The 18,451-nt window shown below is 67.5% G+C and carries 10 protein-coding genes, 1 tRNA gene and 1 pseudogene; 10 read left to right on the top strand and 2 right to left on the bottom strand.

From position 1 onward, the window contains the following. Positions 1 to 220 precede the first annotated feature (220 nt). The 10 genes and pseudogenes from deoD to typA all read left to right on the top strand — a co-directional run bounded on the left by deoD (position 221) and on the right by typA (position 14,069). Complete coding sequence (deoD, locus tag CDV49_RS07505) at positions 221 to 940, top strand: purine-nucleoside phosphorylase (RefSeq protein ID WP_088214919.1); 720 nt, start codon at positions 221 to 223, stop codon at positions 938 to 940. Next, a complete protein-coding gene (locus CDV49_RS07500; RefSeq protein WP_088214918.1) occupies positions 937 to 1,920 on the top strand; it encodes an aldo/keto reductase in 984 nt (327 codons plus the stop codon). The genes deoD and CDV49_RS07500 overlap by 4 nt, the downstream gene beginning before the upstream one ends. A gap of 976 nt (positions 1,921 to 2,896) precedes the next feature. Beyond that, a complete protein-coding gene (fdnG, locus tag CDV49_RS07495; protein ID WP_088214917.1) occupies positions 2,897 to 5,992 on the top strand; it encodes a formate dehydrogenase-N subunit alpha in 3,096 nt (1,031 codons plus the stop codon). Continuing rightward, the gene (gene fdxH, locus CDV49_RS07490; RefSeq protein WP_088214916.1) at positions 5,989 to 6,975 is read left to right on the top strand and encodes a formate dehydrogenase subunit beta; all 987 of its coding nucleotides are present in this window, start codon (positions 5,989 to 5,991) and stop codon (positions 6,973 to 6,975) included. The genes fdnG and fdxH overlap by 4 nt, the downstream gene beginning before the upstream one ends. A 70-nt stretch (positions 6,976 to 7,045) precedes the next feature. Further along, complete coding sequence (locus tag CDV49_RS07485; RefSeq protein ID WP_088214915.1) at positions 7,046 to 7,741, top strand: formate dehydrogenase subunit gamma; 696 nt, start codon at positions 7,046 to 7,048, stop codon at positions 7,739 to 7,741. A gap of 41 nt (positions 7,742 to 7,782) precedes the next feature. Then, positions 7,783 to 8,709: a formate dehydrogenase accessory protein FdhE gene (fdhE, locus tag CDV49_RS07480; RefSeq protein WP_088214914.1), complete on the top strand. Its 927-nt coding sequence runs from the start codon at positions 7,783 to 7,785 to the stop codon at positions 8,707 to 8,709. A gap of 9 nt (positions 8,710 to 8,718) precedes the next feature. Continuing rightward, complete coding sequence (gene selA, locus CDV49_RS07475) at positions 8,719 to 10,092, top strand: L-seryl-tRNA(Sec) selenium transferase (RefSeq protein ID WP_088215040.1); 1,374 nt, start codon at positions 8,719 to 8,721, stop codon at positions 10,090 to 10,092. After that, a pseudogene (gene selB / locus CDV49_RS07470) lies at positions 10,089 to 11,885 on the top strand (selenocysteine-specific translation elongation factor); the annotation flags it as partial. The gene selA and the pseudogene selB, both read left to right, overlap by 4 nt. Positions 11,886 to 12,041: 156 nt before the next feature. Beyond that, positions 12,042 to 12,137: transfer RNA gene (locus CDV49_RS07465), tRNA-Sec, on the top strand. 114 nt (positions 12,138 to 12,251) lie between these two features. Then, complete coding sequence (gene typA / locus CDV49_RS07460) at positions 12,252 to 14,069, top strand: translational GTPase TypA (RefSeq protein WP_088215039.1); 1,818 nt, start codon at positions 12,252 to 12,254, stop codon at positions 14,067 to 14,069. Positions 14,070 to 14,248: 179 nt separating this feature from the next. Here the strand turns inward: typA and CDV49_RS07455 are convergent, their stop codons facing one another. Then, positions 14,249 to 15,490 (bottom strand): TCR/Tet family MFS transporter, encoded by a 1,242-nt coding sequence (locus CDV49_RS07455; protein ID WP_088214913.1) that lies wholly within the window; start codon positions 15,488 to 15,490, stop codon positions 14,249 to 14,251. A 288-nt stretch (positions 15,491 to 15,778) separates the two neighbouring features. Then, on the bottom strand, positions 15,779 to 18,268 hold the full coding sequence (locus tag CDV49_RS07450; RefSeq protein WP_088214912.1) for a GcvT family protein: 2,490 nt from the start codon (positions 18,266 to 18,268) through the stop codon (positions 15,779 to 15,781). Between the last annotated feature and the right edge of the window lie 183 nt (positions 18,269 to 18,451).

Here is an 18,451-nt window from a genome sequence, read left to right as displayed (position 1 = left end):
TCAGCAGACCCGACACGTCTACAGACCCGGCACCTACAAGGCCCGGCACCGGCAAACCTGCGCACTCAAGACCGGTGCCCCCAAACCAGTGCCTGCAAACCAGTACCCCCAAGACCCGGCTTCCGCAGAGCCGCATCCGCCGGTTGCAGCAACCGGGTTGCGGAGAGGCCCCTTTGCCATGCTAGACAGGGACGACAGCCTCCCCCGAACGGAAATCCACATGACCATCCACATCGGTGCCGCACCCGGAGACATCGCCGAAACCGTGCTGCTTCCCGGCGACCCCTACCGGGCCCGTTGGGCCGCCGAAACCTTCCTGGACAGCCCCCGGCTCGTCAACGACGTTCGCGGCATGCTGGGCTACACCGGCACATGGCGGGGGCATCCGGTGACCATTCAGGGATCGGGCATGGGGATGCCCTCACTCTCCATCTATGCCAACGAGCTCATCCGGGACTATGGCGCGCGGACGCTGATCCGCATCGGCTCTGCAGGTGCGATGCAGGAGCGCGTCAATCTGCGGGATCTGGTGCTGGCCCTGTCAGCCTCCAGCCTGTCCACTCCGTCGCGCGGCATCTTCCGGGAGCTGAACTACGCGCCAACGCCGGACTGGGGCCTTCTCCATGCGGCATGGCAGGCGGCAAGCGCGCGCGGGCTGCCCACCCATGCGGGCGGCATCTATTCGGCGGATGTGTTCTATGACGAACGCCCCGACCTCAACGAGCAGATGACCCGTCACGGCATCCTCTGCGTGGAGATGGAGGCGGCGGAGCTCTACACTCTCGCCGCGCGCTACGGTGTGCGGGCGCTGGCCATCCTGACCATATCCGACCACCTCCTCCGCAAAGAGGCGCTGCCCGCCGCCGACCGGGAGAAGAGCTTCGGCGAGATGGTGGAGGTCGCCCTCACAGCCGCTTTCGCCGGGGAGGACGCACGATGATCCGCCGCAGACTGGGCCGGAACGGGCCAGAGGTTTCCGCCATCGGGCTTGGCTGCATGAGCTTCGCGGGCTTCTATGGCGCCACCAACCGGGAGGAGAGCTTCCGCTGTCTGGACGCGGCGCGCGATCTGGGGATCGACTTTCTCGACACGGCAGAGCTTTACGGGATGGGCCTGTCGGAGGAGGTGATCGGCGCCTATATGGCGGACCGCAAGGCCACCTTCCAGATCGCCACCAAGGGCGGGATCATTCCGAAGCCTACGCGGCATTTCAACAACTCTCCCAGCTACTTCCGCGATGCTCTTGAGAAATCGCTGAAACGGCTCGGGGTGGAGCGGGTCGCTCTTTACTACGCGCATCGCCATGATGCGGAGGTGCCGGTGGAGGAGGTCGCGGGAACCCTCTCCCGCTTCGTGGAAGAGGGCAAGATCGGCGGGATCGGCTTTTCCGAGATCGCGCCCGCCACGCTCCGCCGCGCCCACGCCGCCCATCCGGTGACGGCGATCCAGAACGAATACTCACTCTGGACGCGGCAACCGGAGCTCGGGATGGTGCAGGCGACGGAGGAACTGGGCGTGGCCTTCGTCGCCTTCTCCCCGCTCGGGCGGGGCATATTCGCCGAAACACCCCCCGACCCCGCCCGCTTTGCGGAAACGGATTTCCGGCGCGGCAACCCCCGCTTTCAGGAGCCGAACTGGAGCGCGAACCTCGGCTGGGTGGAGGGCTTCCGCAGCTTTTGCCACGCGCGCGGCTGGTCGGTTCCCGCGGCGGCAGTGGCCTGGACGCTGGACCGCGCGCCGCATGTGCTTTCCATCCCCGGAACACGCTCGGCCACGCATCTTAGGGAGCTTGCCGGGGCCGCCGCAATCGCGTTCACCGAAGAGGACCGGCGCGAGATCGCCCGGCTGATGCCGCCCGGTTTCGCGCATGGCCCGCGCTATTCCGAAGCGCAGCACAGGGGCGTACCGGTCTACGGCTGAGGAGAAGGAGTTGCTGCCGGAAGCGGGCCGGCAAGCCAAGCTCCACGTGGCTTTCCCCTTGTGCGGACCTCCCCATGCTGCGTCTGCCCGCTTGGCATAGATCGGGCTTCCCGCCTGCGCGCGGAACCGCTGGCGACGCCCTGCATGGCAGCACGCTGGTTATGGTTTCCTCGCCTCCACGCGGGGTCGCCCGCGCCGTGGGGGCATGCTCCCTGCCGGGCGGTCCGGGTTCACCCCTTCCCTGTTACCCGGTCCCGCAGCTTGCCTTCCCCCTGCCGGTCCGTCAGTCACGCCAATATCCTTAAGACAGGACTACCTTAAGACAGGACTACCTTCGCCTGCGGGGAAACTGGCGCTTTCCTGCACCACATCGTCGGCGTCACGCGAACTACGCCAGCCTGCTGGGGGCCCTGTGGCGGGCCGGACGGAACTCTTCCGCTCGACCAGAACTTGCCCGCCAGCGAAGAGCCGCCTCAAGCGGGACAATGCACTTTCGGCACTGTCAGGCTGCTTGGGCACGGGCCACGAGAGGCAGTCTCACACAGGGATGCCATGCGAGCGACGCGGGCTGTGGAGCTCACGACCGGGATGGCCACGCCGGGGCAGGCGTTTGCCTTTGGCTGAAAGGCAGCGAAGAGGTTTCGGCAGCCGTCGCGGCGCAGCATGTTCCTCACAGGGCGCGCGTCCGTTCCCGGCTCGGAGAACTTCCGGCGTTTCGAGGCTGATTTCCCGGGTTCCGACAGCGGATGCCAGCGATCATTGCCTTTCGATCGGGGCCTTCAGCCTCCCGCCAAGGCACGTTGCAGCCGCGCTCCGGCGCGTTGTGCACGCGATCCGCGCGAACGGCGCCTTCGCGGCTGCGCCGCAGTGTCGCATCACAAACCCTCGCTCTTTCGGGCTTTTCCTTGACAGCCCCCATGGGCCGCTCCATCCTTCCCTCACCCATCTTTACGGACAGGCAGAGGAGGAGGACCTCATGAACCTCGACCTCTCGCGCCGGGGCTTTCTCAAGCTGGCAGGCGCGGGTGTGGCGGCGACCTCTCTCGGAGCATTGGGCTTCGGAGAAGCGGAGGCGGCGGTAAGGGCGCATGTGCGGCCCTTCAAGCTCGCCACGCTGACGGAGGTGCGAAATACCTGCACCTATTGCTCGGTGGCCTGCGGCATCCTGATCTATGCGAAGGGCGACGTCCGCAAGGGCGAGGCATCGGAAGTCATCCATATCGAGGGCGACGCCGACCATCCCACCAATCGCGGCACGCTCTGCCCGAAGGGCGCGGCGCTCAAGGACATCGTGAAGGCGCCGACCCGCCTGACCGAGCCGAAGATCCGCCGCCCCGGCTCCGACCGGTTCGAACCGATCAGCTGGAACGAGGCGCTCGACCGCATCGCCCGCGCGATGAAGGACGACCGGGACGCAAACATGGTCCTGACCAACGACGTGGGCACCCCGGTCAACCGCTGGACGACGACCGGCTTCCTCGCCGCCTCCGCCACCACGAACGAAACCGCCTGGGCGACGCTGAAGGTCGTCAAGGGCTTGGGCATTGCAGGATTCGACAACCAGGCACGCGTCTGACACGGCCCCACGGTGTCCAGTTTGGGCCCAACATTCGGCCGTGGCGCGATGACTAACTCCTGGACGGACATCCGCAATACCGACCTCGTGATCGTCATGGGCGGCAACGCCGCCGAAGCGCATCCCTGCGGCTTCAAATGGGTCACCGAAGCCAAGGCGCATCGCGGCGCCAAGCTGATCGTCGTCGATCCGCGCTATACCCGCACGGCCTCCGTGTCGGACTATTACGCGCCTATCCGGCCGGGCAGCGACATTGCCTTCCTGATGGGGCTGATCCGCTGGTGCATCGCGAACGACAAGGTGCAGTGGGAATATGTCCGCAACTTCACCAACTCCGCCTATCTGGTGAAGGAGGAGTTCGGCTGGTCCGACGGCCTGTTCACCGGCTATGACGAGGAGAAGCGGGATTACGACCGGGCGAGCTGGGATTACCAGATCGGGGAGGACGGCTTCGCGCTGACCGATCCGACGCTTCAGCATCCGCGCTCCGTCTGGCAACTGCTCAAGGCGCATGTGGAGCCCTACACCCCGGAAATGGTGGAGCGGATCTGCGGCACGCCGAAGGAGCGGTTCCTTCACATCGCAGAAATGATCGGCGAGTGCTCCTCTCCCACCCGGACGATGACGTCGATGTATGCGCTTGGCTGGACGCAACATGCCAAGGGGTCGCAGAACATCCGCGGCATGGCCATGCTGCAGCTGGTGCTCGGCAATATCGGGGTGCGCGGTGGCGGGATGAACGCGTTGCGCGGACATTCCAACATCCAGGGCCTGACGGATGTGGGGCTGATGTCCCACCTGCTGCCGGGCTATCTCAACATGCCGACGGAGAAGGAGACCGACCTTACCACCTACATGTCCACGCGGGGCTTCAAACCGCTCCGCCCCGGACAGACCAGCTATTGGCAGAACTACCGGAAGTTCTTCGTCAGCCTCATGAAAGCCATGTATGGCGATGCGGCGACGGCGGAGAACGAATGGGGTTATCAGTGGCTGCCGAAGCTCGACGTGCCCTCCTACGACATCCTGCGGATGTTCGAGCTGATGAACGACGGGCGGGTGAACCTCTACTTCTGCCAGGGGTTCAACCCGATCCTCGCCTTCCCCAACCGGGGCAAGACGACATCGGCGCTCTCGAAGCTCAAGCTGCTCGTGACCATGGATCCGCTGGAGACGGAGACCGCGCGGTTCTGGGAAAACCACGGCGATTTCAACGATGTGGATACCGCGGCGATCCAGACGGAGGTGATCCAGCTTCCGACCTCCTGCTTTGCGGAGGATGAAGGCTCGCTCACCAATTCCGGGCGCTGGCTGCAATGGCACTGGCCGGCGCAGCAACCGCCCGGACAGGCCAAGCACGATACGTGGATTCTGGCGCAGCTCTACACCCGCATCCGTGAGCTGTACCGGGCGGAGGGTGGCGTCCTGCCGGAGCCGATCCTGAACCTCGACTGGCGCTATGCCGATCCGGGGGAACCCACGGCGGAGGAACTGGCGCGGGAGCTGAACGGGCGGGCGCTGTCGGATCTCGCCGATCCGGCGGATCCGAGCAAGGTTCTCGTCCGGGCGGGGCAACAGGTGCTGAACTTCAGCCAGCTTCGCGATGACGGGTCCACCTCATCGGCCTGCTGGATCTATTCCGGCTGCTGGAACGAGCAGGGCAACAACATGGCCCGGCGCGACAACTCCGACCCGGATGCGACGGGCACCTATCTGAACTGGTCCTTTGCCTGGCCGCTGAACCGCCGGACGCTCTACAACCGCGCCTCAGCCGACATGCAGGGCAAGCCCTGGGATCCCACTCGCAAGATCATCGAATGGGACGGGGCGAAATGGTCGGGATATGACGTGCCGGATATCGGCCTCACCGCCGATCCGTCCGTTGTGGGGCCGTTCATCATGAACCCGGAGGGATCGGCGCGGCTGTTCACCCGCGGGATGATGCGGGACGGACCCTTCCCTACGCATATGGAGCCGTTCGAATCCCCGATCCCCAACGTGTTCAACGCGCGGATGCGGGGCAATCCGGTGGCGCGGGTGTTCCAGAACGACGTGGCGAGCTTCGGCACGTCGGACGAGTTCCCCTTCGTCGCAACCTCCTACCGGCTGACGGAGCATTTCCACTACTGGACGAAGCACAACCGGATCAACGCCGCGTTGCAGCCCGAGTTCTTCGTGGAGATTTCCCAGCAGCTTGCCGACGAACGCGGGATCCGCGCGGGCGGCTGGGTGCGGGTCTGGTCCAAGCGGGGTGAGGTGAAAGCCAAGGCGCTGGTGACCAAGCGGATCAAGCCCCTGATCTGTGATGGCAAGACGGTGCATGTGGTCGGCATACCACTGCACTGGGGCTTTACCGGCGCGGCGCGCAAGGGCTTCGGCCCGAACTCGCTGACGCCCTTCGTGGGGGATGCGAATGTCGAGACGCCGGAGTTCAAGGCGTTCCTCGTCAATATCGAACCCTCGACCGCTCCGGTGGATGGGAGACCCGTGGCATGACCGACAGTCCGAGAACCGCCGTCTCCAACCCGCCGGTGCAACCGATGGAAGCGAACCTCGGCCCGGGCGACGTGATCCGCCGCTCGGCCACGCGCGCCTCCGACCTGCCACCGCCGACGCGCCAGCTTACGCCGGTGGCCAAGCTCATCGACGTGTCGAAATGCATCGGCTGCAAGGCCTGCCAGTCCGCCTGCGCGGAGTGGAACGATACACAACCGGAGATCGAGGAGAACACCGGCCACTACGAAAACCCGCATGACCTGACGCCCGAGATGTTCACGCTCATGCGCTTCACGGAGTGGGAGAACCCCGCGACGAACGAGCTGGAATGGCTGATCCGCAAGGATGGCTGCATGCATTGCGCCGACCCCGGCTGCCTGAAGGCCTGCCCGGCCCCCGGCGCGATCGTGCAGTATTCCAACGGTATCGTGGACTTCATCCACGACAACTGCATCGGCTGCGGCTACTGCGTCACCGGGTGCCCGTTCAACATCCCCCGGATCTCCAAGACCGACCACCGCTCCTACAAATGCACGCTGTGTTCGGACCGGGTGGCGGTGGGACAGGGTCCGGCCTGCGCCAAGGCCTGCCCGACGCAGGCCATCGTCTTCGGCACCAAGGAGGACATGGTCGCCCATGCGGAGGAGCGGATCGAGGATCTGAAATCCCGCGGCTACGACAATGCGGGTCTCTACGATCCGCAGGGCGTGGGCGGAACGCATGTGATGTATGTGCTCCACCATGCCGATCAGCCCTCCATCTACTCCAACCTGCCCGCGGATCCGCAGATCTCTCCGGTGGTGAGCGGCTGGAAGGGCCCGGCCAAGACGGCGGGCCTGGCCGTCATGGGGCTGGCGGCGGCGGGTGCGGCGCTGCATGGCCTGTTCGGCAAGGCGAACAAGGTCCACCCCGAGGATGAGGCGGAGGCAGAACGGCTGGTGAGAACCGGCAGCCCGCCCGCCGCACCGGAGGAGCGGGGATGACCGCGCCGCGCCACCCCATCCCGGGCAGGATCGCGGACGGTTCGGAACAGTTGGCCGGGGAGGGTCGGCGATGAGGAGGTCAAGGCGCGTCTATTCGCAATCCGGCGACCGGATCGAGGAGGTCGGCCCCCCGGTGGAGGTCCGCCGTTATGGCCCCGTCACCCGCGCGAACCACTGGGTCACCGCGCTGTCGCTGATCCTGCTGCTGCTTTCGGGGCTGGCGCTGTTCCACCCGTCGCTGTTCTTCCTGACCGGGCTGTTCGGCGGCGGGCAGACGACGCGCTGGATCCATCCGATCATCGGCATCATCCTGTTCGTGAGCTTCTTCATCCTGTTCTTCCGGCTCGTCCGGCTGAACCTGCCCCGGCGGGAGGACGTGGTCTGGGTCAGCCATATCAACGACCTGCTGAAGGACAAGGAGGAGAAGCTGCCGGAGCTTGGCAAATACAATGCCGGGCAGAAATTCATCTTCTGGGCGATGTCGGGCCTGATCGTGGTGCTGATCGTCACCGGCCTGATGATGTGGGAGCAATATACCGCGCATCTCGTCTCCATCCCCGTGCGGCGGATCGCGACGCTGGTTCATGCACTGGCGGCCGTTCTCATCATCTGCGTCTTCATCCTGCACGTCTATGCGGCCTTCTGGACGCGCGGCACGCTCTCCGCCATGACGCGGGGCACGGTGACGGGCGGGTGGAGCTGGAAGCACCACCGCAAATGGCTGAAGGAACTGGCTCGACGCAGGCAGAGTGATCCGGCAGAGTAACCCCATCTTGAAGCCGTGGCCGGTCCGGCCCGGGAGGTAGAATGTCCGACCCCAGCCTGAAGCCCGACCCCTCCGTCATCGGCGGGATCAGCGTCGCCCCGTTCGTCCGCCCGCTGGATCCGGTGGCGGAGTTCCGCAAGCGGGCGGAGCGTTTTGCCTTCCTTGCGCAGACCAGCGATCTGGGGCCGTTTCTCGATTTCCTTGCCGGTCTGACGGGTGTTCAGGCGGAGGTGGCCGGGCGTCTGCCCGCGCCGGAACCGCTGCCCGCCGAAGATGTCGCCCGCGCCCGTCAGGCGGCGATGCCGCCGATCGACCGGCTCGCCCTCATCGACAGCCCGGATCTGGAGGAGACGCTGGAGGCGACGCTCACCGCGCTCCGCGAGGTGGAGATGCCCGAGCAGGCCCGCGTGGCGCTGGAGGCAGTGATCGAGGCCGATGCGGATGCGCGGCGCTGGCTCATCGCGAATGTGATGGCGGAGACGATACCGGAGGAAGCGACGGCGCCCCTTCTGCTGGTGGCCATAGGGGTGCAGGTGCATCTGGCGAGGCTTGCCGCGACGCTGGACAGTGCGGCGCTGGTGCCCATCCGCACCGGCGTGTGCCCTGCCTGCGGCGGACGGCCCAACATCTCCACTGTGGTCGGCACGCCGGGGGCAGAGAACACGCGCTATGCCCATTGCGCAAGCTGTGCGACGGCGTGGAACGAGGTGCGGGTGAAGTGCCTGTGCTGCGGGTCCACCAAGGGCATCGGCTACCGCACGCTGGATGAGGGCGGCAAGGCGGAGAAGGCATCCGTCCGGGCAGAGGTCTGCGACGAATGCCACCGTTGGGTGAAGATCCTCTATCAGACGCTGAACCCGACGCTCGACCCGGTGGCGGATGATGTGGCGAGCCTTGGCCTCGACATCGCCCTTCAGGACAGCGAATGGCGGCGGGGTGCGTTCAACCCGCTGCTGTCCGGGTTCTGAGCCATGGAGATGCGCGGGCTGCGGGCCCTGCCCTCCGTCGATCGTCTGCTGGCCACCGACACCGGCCGCGCGTTGCAGGAGGCGCACGGGCGGCAGCCGGTGACGGATGCGCTGCGCGCCCTGCTGGGCGAGGCGCGGGAAGCCGCCCTGCGCGGGGCAGAGGTGCCTGCGGCGGAGGCGCTATTGGACACGCTTGCCGACCGGCTCCATGCGGCGGGGCGGAGCGCGCTCCGCCCGGTGCTGAACCTGACGGGGACGGTGCTGCACACCAATCTCGGCCGCGCCCTGCTGGCGGAGGAGGCGGTTCAGGCGGCGGCAGAGGCGATGCGCGCGCCCGCCGCGCTGGAACTCGACCTGTCCACCGGCAGGCGGGGGGAGCGGGACGCCCATCTGCGGCAGATGCTCTGCGACCTGACCGGGGCGGAGGATGCGACCGTCGTCAACAACAATGCAGCCGCCGTGCTCATCACGCTCAACACGCTGGGCGCGGGGCGGGAGGCGATCGTGTCCCGCGGGGAGCTGATCGAGATCGGCGGCGCCTTCCGCATGCCGGACATCATGGAAAGCGCGGGCGTCCGGCTGCGCGAGGTGGGCACGACAAACCGCACGCATCTGCGGGATTACGAGCGCGCTCTCACCGAGGCGACGGGCATGGTGCTGAAGGTGCATCCGTCGAACTACCGGATCGAGGGGTTCACGGCCTCCGTCACTGCGGCAGAGCTTGCGCCGCTGGCCCTGCGGTCGGGTGTGCCGCTGGTCAATGACCTTGGCTCGGGCACGTTGATCGACATGGCGCGGCTCGGCCTGCCGCCGGAACCGACGGTGCGGGAGGCGGTGGCCGAGGGCGCGGATATCGTCACCTTCTCGGGCGACAAGTTGCTGGGCGGGCCGCAGGCGGGGTTCATCGTCGGGCGGGCAGACCTGATCGCGCGGATCAATCGCAACCCGCTGAAACGCGCGCTCCGGCTCGACAAGATACGCATTGCTGCGCTGGCGGCGACGCTCCGGCTTTATGGCGACGGCGCGCGCGCGGTGGAGCGGTTGCCGACCCTGCGCCTTCTGCGGCGGGGCGAGGCGGAGATCCGGGCGCAGGCGGAGCGGCTGTGCCCGCAGGTCGCCGCCCTTCTGCCCGAGGGGTTTCAGGCGGCGGTGACGGGATGCGAGAGCCAGATCGGCTCCGGCGCCCTGCCCGTCGAGACGCTGGCCTCTGCCGGGTTGCGGCTCACCGGGCCGGACGGCAAGGCGCCGGAACGGTTGGCCACGGCGCTCCGCGCGCTGGACCGGCCCGTGCTGGGGCGGATCGCGGACGGGGCGCTGATCCTCGATCTGCGCTGTCTGGAGGAGGACGGTGCGCTGACCGGCGCCATGGCGGGTCTGCGATGATCGTCGGCACCGCGGGTCATATCGACCATGGCAAAACCGCGCTCGTCCGCGCCCTGACCGGCGTCGATACCGACCGGCTGAAGGAGGAAAAGGCCCGAGGCATCACCATCGACCTCGGTTTCGCCTATGCCGATCTGGGCGCGGGCGTCACGGGGTTCGTCGATGTGCCAGGACATGAGCGGTTCGTTCATACGATGGTGGCGGGCGCCGGGGGCATCGACATGGCCCTGCTCGTCATTGCGGCGGATGACGGGATCATGCCGCAGACGCGGGAGCATTTGGCGATCCTCGACCTGCTGGGCATCCGGCGCGGCATCGTGGCGCTCAGCAAATGCGATATGGCGGAGGAGCCGCTGCTTGCCGCGCGGCGGGAGGAGATCACCGCCTTGCTCGCGCCCACCGGGCTGGCGGGCGCGCAAACAATCGCCGTTTCCGCCCTGACCGGCAGCGGGCTGGAGGAGTTGCGCCACGCGCTCATCCTTGCCGAAGCGGAAACGCAGATGCGCGCGGCGGAGGGGCGGTTCCGCATGACGGTGGACCGGAGTTTCACCCTGACCGGCGCGGGAACGGTGGTGACGGGAACCGTCCTGTCGGGCCGCGTGGCGCCGGGCGATACCGTCACGATCAGCCCCTCCGGCCTGTCCGGGCGGGTGCGGAGTGTCCATGCCCAGAACCGCGCGGCGGCGGAGGGGCGCGCGGGCCAGCGGTGCGCAGTGAACATCGCGGGCGACGGCATCTCCCGCGAGGCGATCCACCGGGGGGACATGCTGCTCGCCCCCGCCCTGCACGCGCCGACCCAGCGGATCGACGCCCGGCTCCACGTGGTGGGGGAGGAGCCGAAACCGCTCGGCACATGGTTCCCCGCCCGCTTCCATTCCGGCGCGGCGGAGGCGGATGCGCGTATCGTCCCGCTCGATGGCCCGCTGCGGCCCGGAGAGTCCGGCCTGTGCCAGATCGTGCTCGACCGGCCGGTGGCGGCGACGGTGGGCGACAGTTTCATCCTGCGCGACGTGTCCGCGCGGCGGACGATCGGCGGCGGCAGGCTTCTCGACCTGCGCGCACCGCAACGGCGGCGGAGCACGGCGGAGCGGCTGGCGCTGATCCGGGCGGCGGAAGCGGCGGATCCGCTGGCGGCCATGCTGCTGACCGAGCCGGGGTTCGTCGCGGCGGAGGCGTTCTTTCGGGACCGCGCCCTGCTGCCGGCGGAGACGGAGGGCGTGACCATCGGCAGCGGCGAGACGCGCTTGCTCATGCGCCCCGAGCGGCGGGAGGCGCTTGCTGCCGGGCTGATCGCGACGCTCGACACATGGCACGCCGAGAACCCGGAGGCGCAGGGTATGGGGCGCGAACGGCTGCGCCTCGCCCTGCCCGTCCGTCTGCCGAAGGAGCCGTTCCTTGCCTTCCTGCGGGCGGAGGCGGAGGCAGGGCGCATCGTGCAGGACGGCGCTTTCCTGCGGCTTCCCGGCCATGAGATCCGGCTTGACCCCGCGGATGCGGACCTGCTGGAGCGGTGTCTGCCGGAACTGTCCGGGCCTGCCCGCTTCCGCCCGCCCCGCGTCCGCGACCTCGCCGCGCAGTTCGGACTGGATGAGCGGGAGGTGCGGCGCGTCCTGAAGCTCGGCCAGAAGACCGGCCGTGTCGATCAGGTGGCGCATGATCATTTCTTCACGCGGGAGACGGTGGCCGAAATGGTCGCCATCGCGCGGGATGTGGGCGCCGCGTCGCCCGATGGCTTCACCGCCGCCGCTTTTCGCGACCGGATGGACAATGGCCGAAAGGTCGCAATCCAGATCCTCGATTTCCTCGACCGGCACGGCGTCACCTTGCGGCGCGGAGATCTGCGACGTATCAATCCGCACAGGCTCGATCTTTTCGGGCCCCTGCTCGACAGAGTACCCGACAGGGTTACGGACGGACTGACGGACACGCCGCCGCAGGCGCCGGAACGCGGAGGAGCATCGTCCCCGGTGGGGCGGCCGGACTTCAACTCCGGTTGGGGCAGCGAGCCTGTCCCGGGTGGGTTCGACTCCCATTCTCCTCCGCCATCCGCCCGGACCTGAGCGTCACGCCGCGCAACGTTATTTCGCGCGGCTGTCCTTTGCGCTGGCGTTTTCCGCAGGGAAGCGGTAATGCCGCCGCGATATTTCCGGGAAATGTACATGGACCTTCGCAACATCGCGATCATCGCGCACGTTGACCACGGCAAGACGACGCTGGTGGACGAGCTTCTCAAACAATCCGGGGCCTTCCGAGAGAACCAGGCCGTCGCAGAACGGGCGATGGACTCGAACGACATCGAACGCGAGCGGGGGATCACCATTCTCGCCAAGGCGACGAGCGTCGAATGGAAAGGCATCCGCATCAACATCGTGGACACGCCCGGCCACGCCGACTTCGGCGGCGAGGTGGAGCGGATCCTGAACATGGTGGACGGTGTCGTTCTGCTGGTGGACGCGGCCGAAGGGCCGATGCCGCAGACGAAATTCGTCACCTCCAAGGCGCTGGCGCTGGGGTTGAAACCCATCGTCGTGCTGAACAAGGTGGACAAGCCCGACGCCGAACCCGACCGGGCGCATAACGAGGTGTTCGACCTTTTCGCCGCGCTGGACGCGACCGATGAACAGCTCGACTTCCCCACCATGTATGCCTCCGGCCGCGCGGGCTGGGCGGACATGGGGCTGAACGGGCCGCGCAAGGATCTGTCCGCGCTGTTCGACCTGATCGTGGCACATGTGCCCGCGCCCGCACAGGTCGCGCGGCGAGAGGAGCCCTTCTCCATGCTCGCCACCACGCTGGGCTCCGACCCGTTCATCGGGCGCATCCTGACGGGCCGGGTCGAGTCCGGCACGCTGAAGGCGGGCGACACGATCAAGGCGCTCTCCCGCACGAACGAGCGGATCGAGCAGTTCCGCGTTTCCAAGATCCTCGCCTTCCGGGGCCTGTCGCAACAGCCGATCGACCTTGCGGAAGCGGGTGACATCGTCACCATCGCGGGCATGTCCAAGGCCACGGTGGCCGACACGCTCTGCGCGCCGGAGGTGGACACCGCCCTCCCCGCCCAGCCCATCGACCCGCCGACGATCTCCGTCACCTTCGGCATCAACGACAGCCCGCTCGCGGGCCGCGACGGCAGCAAGGTGCAGTCCCGCGTCATCCGCGAGCGGCTGATGAAGGAAGCGGAGCAGAACGTCGCGATCAAGGTCGAGGACACACCGGGCGGCGAGAGCTTCGTGGTGTCCGGCCGGGGCGAGCTTCAGATGGGCGTGCTCATCGAGAACATGCGCCGCGAGGGTTTCGAGCTTTCCATCTCCCGCCCCCGCGTCATCCTGCGCGATGAAGGCGGCGAGCGGCTGGAGCCGATCGAGGAAGTCATCATCGACGTGGATGACGACTACACCGGCGCGGTGATCGACAAGCTGACCGGCACCCGCAAGGGCGATCTGGTGGAGATGCGTCCCGCAGGGGCCGGCAAGACGCGGATTGTGGCCCATGTGCCGTCGCGCGGGCTGATCGGCTATCAGGGCGAATTCCTGACCGACACGCGCGGCACGGGCGTGCTCAACCGCATCTTCCACAGCTGGGCCCCCTACAAGGGCGCGATCCAGGGCCGCCGTCAGGGCGTGCTGATCTCCATGGAGAACGGCACCTCCGTCGCCTATGCGCTCTGGAACCTGGAGGAGCGCGGCAAGCTGTTCATCGGCGCGCAGGAAGCGGTTTACGAGGGCATGATCATCGGCGAGCACAGCCGGGACAATGACCTTGAAGTCAACCCGCTGAAGGGCAAGAAGCTCACCAACGTCCGCGCCTCCGGCACGGATGAAGCGGTGCGTCTGACCACGCCGGTCACCATGAGCCTTGAGCAGTCCATCGCCTATATCGACGATGACGAGCTGGTGGAGGTCACACCGAAGATCATCCGCCTGCGGAAACGCTATCTCGACCCGCATGAGCGCAAGCGCCAGTCGCGGAGCGAGTGACAGGAAAGCCCCGCCTCGGCGGGGCTTTTTGCTGCCGGGGCCCTCGCGCGAACCGGCGGGCTTCCAAGTGACCGAGGGATCGGCGCGGGAGGGTGGGACATGTCCCGATGCCGGCTGAGGCAAGGCTGACGGAAGACCGACACCCGTTTGCGGCGCGATCGTCGCTGTCCGGCGCGGGGCTAGGAAGCGCTCCCGCCGTGCCGGGCCCGATCCCCGGACGGCAACAGGCGCGTCCGCGTGACGAACAACAGGATGCATACCACCATCAATGCCGCCGCCAGCAGGAAGGGCGCGCCCGGCAGGTGGATGGATGTCCGCCCGGAGGTGAAATGCGCAAAGACCTGCGTCATCACCAGCGGTGAAATCACCATGTTGAGCGCGTTGAGACTGGCCAGAACGCCCTGAAGCTCCCCCTGCTGATCGTCGCGCGCCCGGCGGGACATCACCGCGGTCAGCGCCGGTCCCACCACCCCGCCGAGCGCGGTCAGCGGCGTCAGCGCCAGCGCCAGCGTGCCGCTGGTGATGAAACCGAGCGCCACGAAGGAGATCACGTCGATGCACATGCCGATGACGACGGTCCGCCCGTCCCCGAAACGGCGGATCATCGGCGCGATCAGAAAGCCCTGCACCACCGCCATGCCGATACCGAAGACCGCGAGCGAGATGCCGACCATCCGGCTGTTCCAGCCGAACTGCGCCTCGCCGAAGAAGGGCCAGACGGCGGGATAGGAAAAGAGCGCGATGCAGTAGAGCAGATAGACGATCAGGAATCGCGGCAGGCCCGGCAGCTTCCCGATGGCCCGGAACGCCCCGAACGGGTTGGCGCGGCGGATGTCGAAGGGGCGGCGGATGCGGTCCGTCACCGTCTCCGGCAGCACGAAATACCCGATCACCGCATTGAGTGCCGCAAGCGCCGCCGCGGCCCAGAAGGGCGCGCGTGTGCCGAACTCCGCCAGCCCTGCTCCTGCCAGCGGGCCGAGCACGAAACCCAGACCGAAGGCCGCGTTGATGAGGCCGAAGTTCCGGGCCTTGTTCTCCGGCGCGGAGACATCGGCCATATAGGCCGCCGCCGTCGCATGGGTGGCGGAAGCCAGCCCGCCGATCGCCCGCCCGATGATGAGCAGCGTCAGCGTATGGGCCAGCGCCATCAGCATGTAATCGAGCGACACCACCAGCAGCGAGACGAGCAGCACCGGCCGCCGCCCGTAGCGATCCGACAGGGAGCCGAGCACCGGGCCGAACAGGAACTGCATCACCGCAAAGAGCGCGGCAAGCACACCCCCCCAGATCGCGGCATTGGCAAGCCCCTCATGCGTCACCTCGCGCAAAAGCGCAGGGGTGACGGGAAGGATCAGGCCGATCCCGATCGCGTCGATCAGGATGGTCACGCAGATTACCATGACCGGAAGGCGCGACGGCATGCCTGTCCCCGAATTGCCCCACCCATTCGGCCAAGGCCGATTCCTCAGGCTTCTATGCGCGGGCGGAGGGACAAGCAAATGCCAGCATGGCGATTGCGGCGCGTTTGCGCGGAATGTGACCACCCGGTGCCGTTTCCAAGGGGAAAGGCCATCGGCCCCCGGGGATGGCGGGGACCACGGCGACGGGCATGATCCGCCCGCCCTTCAGGTTTCACGCCCTCTCCAGCGGGTGTCGTGCACCCGCTTCCCGGCGGCAACCGTCACCTCCAGCGGGGATGCCTCATACCGTCAGCCGTCAGCCCGGATGCGGGCGTTCGTCGGGTCGTAGGGGCTGTCCTGCGTCACTTCGGCGGGCCAGAGCCTGCCGCCCATCCGTACCTCCAGCCGCGTGCCGGGCGTGGCGAGACCCGGCTCCACATAGCCCATGCCGATGGATTTCCCGAACGCCGCCGACCACCCGCCGGAGGTGAGCCGCCCGACGACCCTGCCGTCCAGCGAAAGCGCCTCGCGCCCCCAAGGGTCCGCATCCTCCGGTCCGTCGATCAGGAGGGTGACACAAGTGGCGCCGAGAGGCGCTGCCTCCATCGCCTCCCTGCCCTGAAACTGCTTGGAAAGATCGACGAAACGCTCCACCCCCGCCTCCAGCGGTGTCGCGTCGCGCCCGAGTTCCGTCCCGAAGGCACGGTAGGACTTCTCCTGCCGGAGCCAGTTCTGGGCCCGCGCGCCGACCAGCTTCATCCCGTGCGGCTCGCCCGCCTCGATCAGCCTGTCCCAGAGGTAGGTCTGCATCTCGATCGGGTGGTGAAGCTCCCAGCCAAGCTCTCCGGTATAGGCCACCCGGATCGCGCGGACGGGGCACATGCCAAGCTCCACCTCCCGCATGGAAAGCCACGGGAACCTTTTGTTGGACAGCGCGGTTTCCGGCTCCGCATCACGGATCAGGGTCTTGAGAATGTCGCGCGACGCGGGCCCCGCCAGCGCGAAGACACCCCATTGCGTCGTGACGTCGTGAATGTCGATCCAGCCGAACTCCGCCCGCCTGTCCTCGGCGCATTTGCGCAGCCAGTCGCCGTCATACGCCGCCCATGCCCCGGCCGAGACGAGATAATAGGCATCCTCCGCCAGCCGCACGATGGTGTATTCCGACCGGACGGTGCCCGTGGAGGTGAGCGCGTAGGTCAGCCCGATCCGCCCCACCTTCGGCAGTCGGTTGGTGGTGAACCAGTCGAGAAACGCCGTCGCCCCGGGACCGCGCACCAGATGCTTGGCGAAGGCGCTGGCGTCGATCAGCCCGGCGGCGGAGCGGATCGCCTCCGCCTCCGCCCTTGCATAGCGCCACCAGCCGCCGCGGCGGAAACTGCGCGCGGCGTGATCGTCGAAACCGGGGGGGGCGTAGTAGTTCGGCCGCTCCCAGCCGTTGATCTGGCCGAACTGCGCGCCCGCTGCCTTCTGCCGGTCATAGGCCGGGGCGGTGCGCAGCGGACGGGCGGCCTCCCGCTCCTCATCGGGATGATGGAGGACGAAGACATGCTCATAGCATTCCTCGTTCTTGCGGACGGCATATTCGGTGGTCATCCAGTCGCCGTAGCGCCGGGGATCAAGGCTCGCCATGTCGATCTCCGCCTCCCCCGCCGTCATCATCTGGGCGAGGCAATTGCCCGTGCCGCCCGCCGCCGTGATCCCGAAGGAGAAGCCCTCCGCCAGCCACAAGTTGCGCAGGCCCGGCGCGGGACCGACCAGCGGGTTGCCGTCGGGCGTGTAGCAGATGGGCCCGTTGAAGTCGTCCTTCAGCCCCGCCGCCTCGGACGAGGGAATGCGGTGGAGCATGGCGGCGTATTCCTCCTCGATCCGGTCGAGGGCGAGCGGGAACAGGTCGGCCCGGAAGCTCTCCGGCACACCGTAGGCGAACCGCGCGGGCGCACCCCGCTCATAGGGGCCGAGGATCCAGCCGCCGCGTTCCTCCCGCACATACCATTTCGCATCCGCGTCGCGCAGGACGGGATGCTCCGGGTTGCCCGCCTTCCGCCACTCCACCAGCGCACGGTCAGGCTCCGTCACGATATACTGATGCTCAACCGGAATCGCGGGGATCTTGATGCCGAGGAGCCGCGCCGTCCGCTGCGCATGGTTGCCGGTCGCCGTCACCACATGTTCGGCGGTGATCTCCACCCGCTCCTCCGAGGGGACGAGGTTCCCGCCACGCTCCACCATCTTCGTGGCGGTGACCACCCATTCGCGCCCCGTCCAGCGGTAGCCGTCCACCTGCCAGCGCCGCTCGATCGTCGCGCCGTGCAGCCGCGCGCCCCGCGCCATGGCCTGCGTGACATCGGCAGGGTTGATGTAACCGTCCGTCGGATGAAAGAGCGCGCCCTTCAGATCCTCCGCGCGGACCAGCGGCCAGCGCTCCGCGATCTGCTGCGGGGTCAGGAACACGTGTTCGATGCCGACCGCCTCCGCCGTGGCGGAATAGAGCCGGTACTCATCCATCCGCGCCTCCGTCTGCGCCATGCGGAGGTTGCCGACGATGGCGAAGCCGGGGTTCAGGCCCGTCTCCGCCTCCAGCGTCTTGTAGAAGCGGACGGAGTAATCGTGGATATGGCTGGTCGCGTAGCCCATGTTGAAAAGCGGCAGAAGCCCCGCCGCGTGCCAGGTGGAGCCGGAGGTCAGCTCATCCCGCTCCAGCAACATGGTGTCCCATCCCGCACGGGCGAGGTGATAGGCAATGGCTGTGCCGACGGCGCCGCCACCGACGACAAGGGCTCTGACATGGGTCTTCATGATGCGCGTCCTGTGCGGGAAGATGCTGGCACCATGCGATGCCGCCGCGCGGGCCGATGCCGTCGGCCCGACGCTTCTCGGCGGGAAAGCGACACTGCGCCGCCACGGGGCTGTTGACCGGCAGGCATCCTCCCGGCATCCTGCCCCGAAATGCACCGCTTCCGTGGGAAGCCGGTTTCTTTT

It is taken from the genome of Haematobacter genomosp. 1 (assembly GCF_002196855.1).
Taxonomy (GTDB): Bacteria; Pseudomonadota; Alphaproteobacteria; order Rhodobacterales; family Rhodobacteraceae; genus Haematobacter.
The sequence above is the reverse complement of the archived record's forward strand: the minus strand, read 5'-3'. Positions and strand labels throughout refer to the sequence as shown.

Coding starts and splice junctions, on each gene's coding strand:
- CDV49_RS07450 (WP_088214912.1), bottom strand. CDS start 18,268: ATGAAGACCCATGTCAGAGCCCTTGTCGTCGGTGGCGGCGCCGTCGGC.
- CDV49_RS07485 (WP_088214915.1), top strand. CDS start 7,046: ATGAGGAGGTCAAGGCGCGTCTATTCGCAATCCGGCGACCGGATCGAG.
- fdxH (WP_088214916.1), top strand. CDS start 5,989: ATGACCGACAGTCCGAGAACCGCCGTCTCCAACCCGCCGGTGCAACCG.
- typA (WP_088215039.1), top strand. CDS start 12,252: ATGGACCTTCGCAACATCGCGATCATCGCGCACGTTGACCACGGCAAG.
- fdhE (WP_088214914.1), top strand. CDS start 7,783: ATGTCCGACCCCAGCCTGAAGCCCGACCCCTCCGTCATCGGCGGGATC.
- deoD (WP_088214919.1), top strand. CDS start 221: ATGACCATCCACATCGGTGCCGCACCCGGAGACATCGCCGAAACCGTG.
- CDV49_RS07455 (WP_088214913.1), bottom strand. CDS start 15,490: ATGCCGTCGCGCCTTCCGGTCATGGTAATCTGCGTGACCATCCTGATC.
- CDV49_RS07500 (WP_088214918.1), top strand. CDS start 937: ATGATCCGCCGCAGACTGGGCCGGAACGGGCCAGAGGTTTCCGCCATC.
- selA (WP_088215040.1), top strand. CDS start 8,719: ATGCGCGGGCTGCGGGCCCTGCCCTCCGTCGATCGTCTGCTGGCCACC.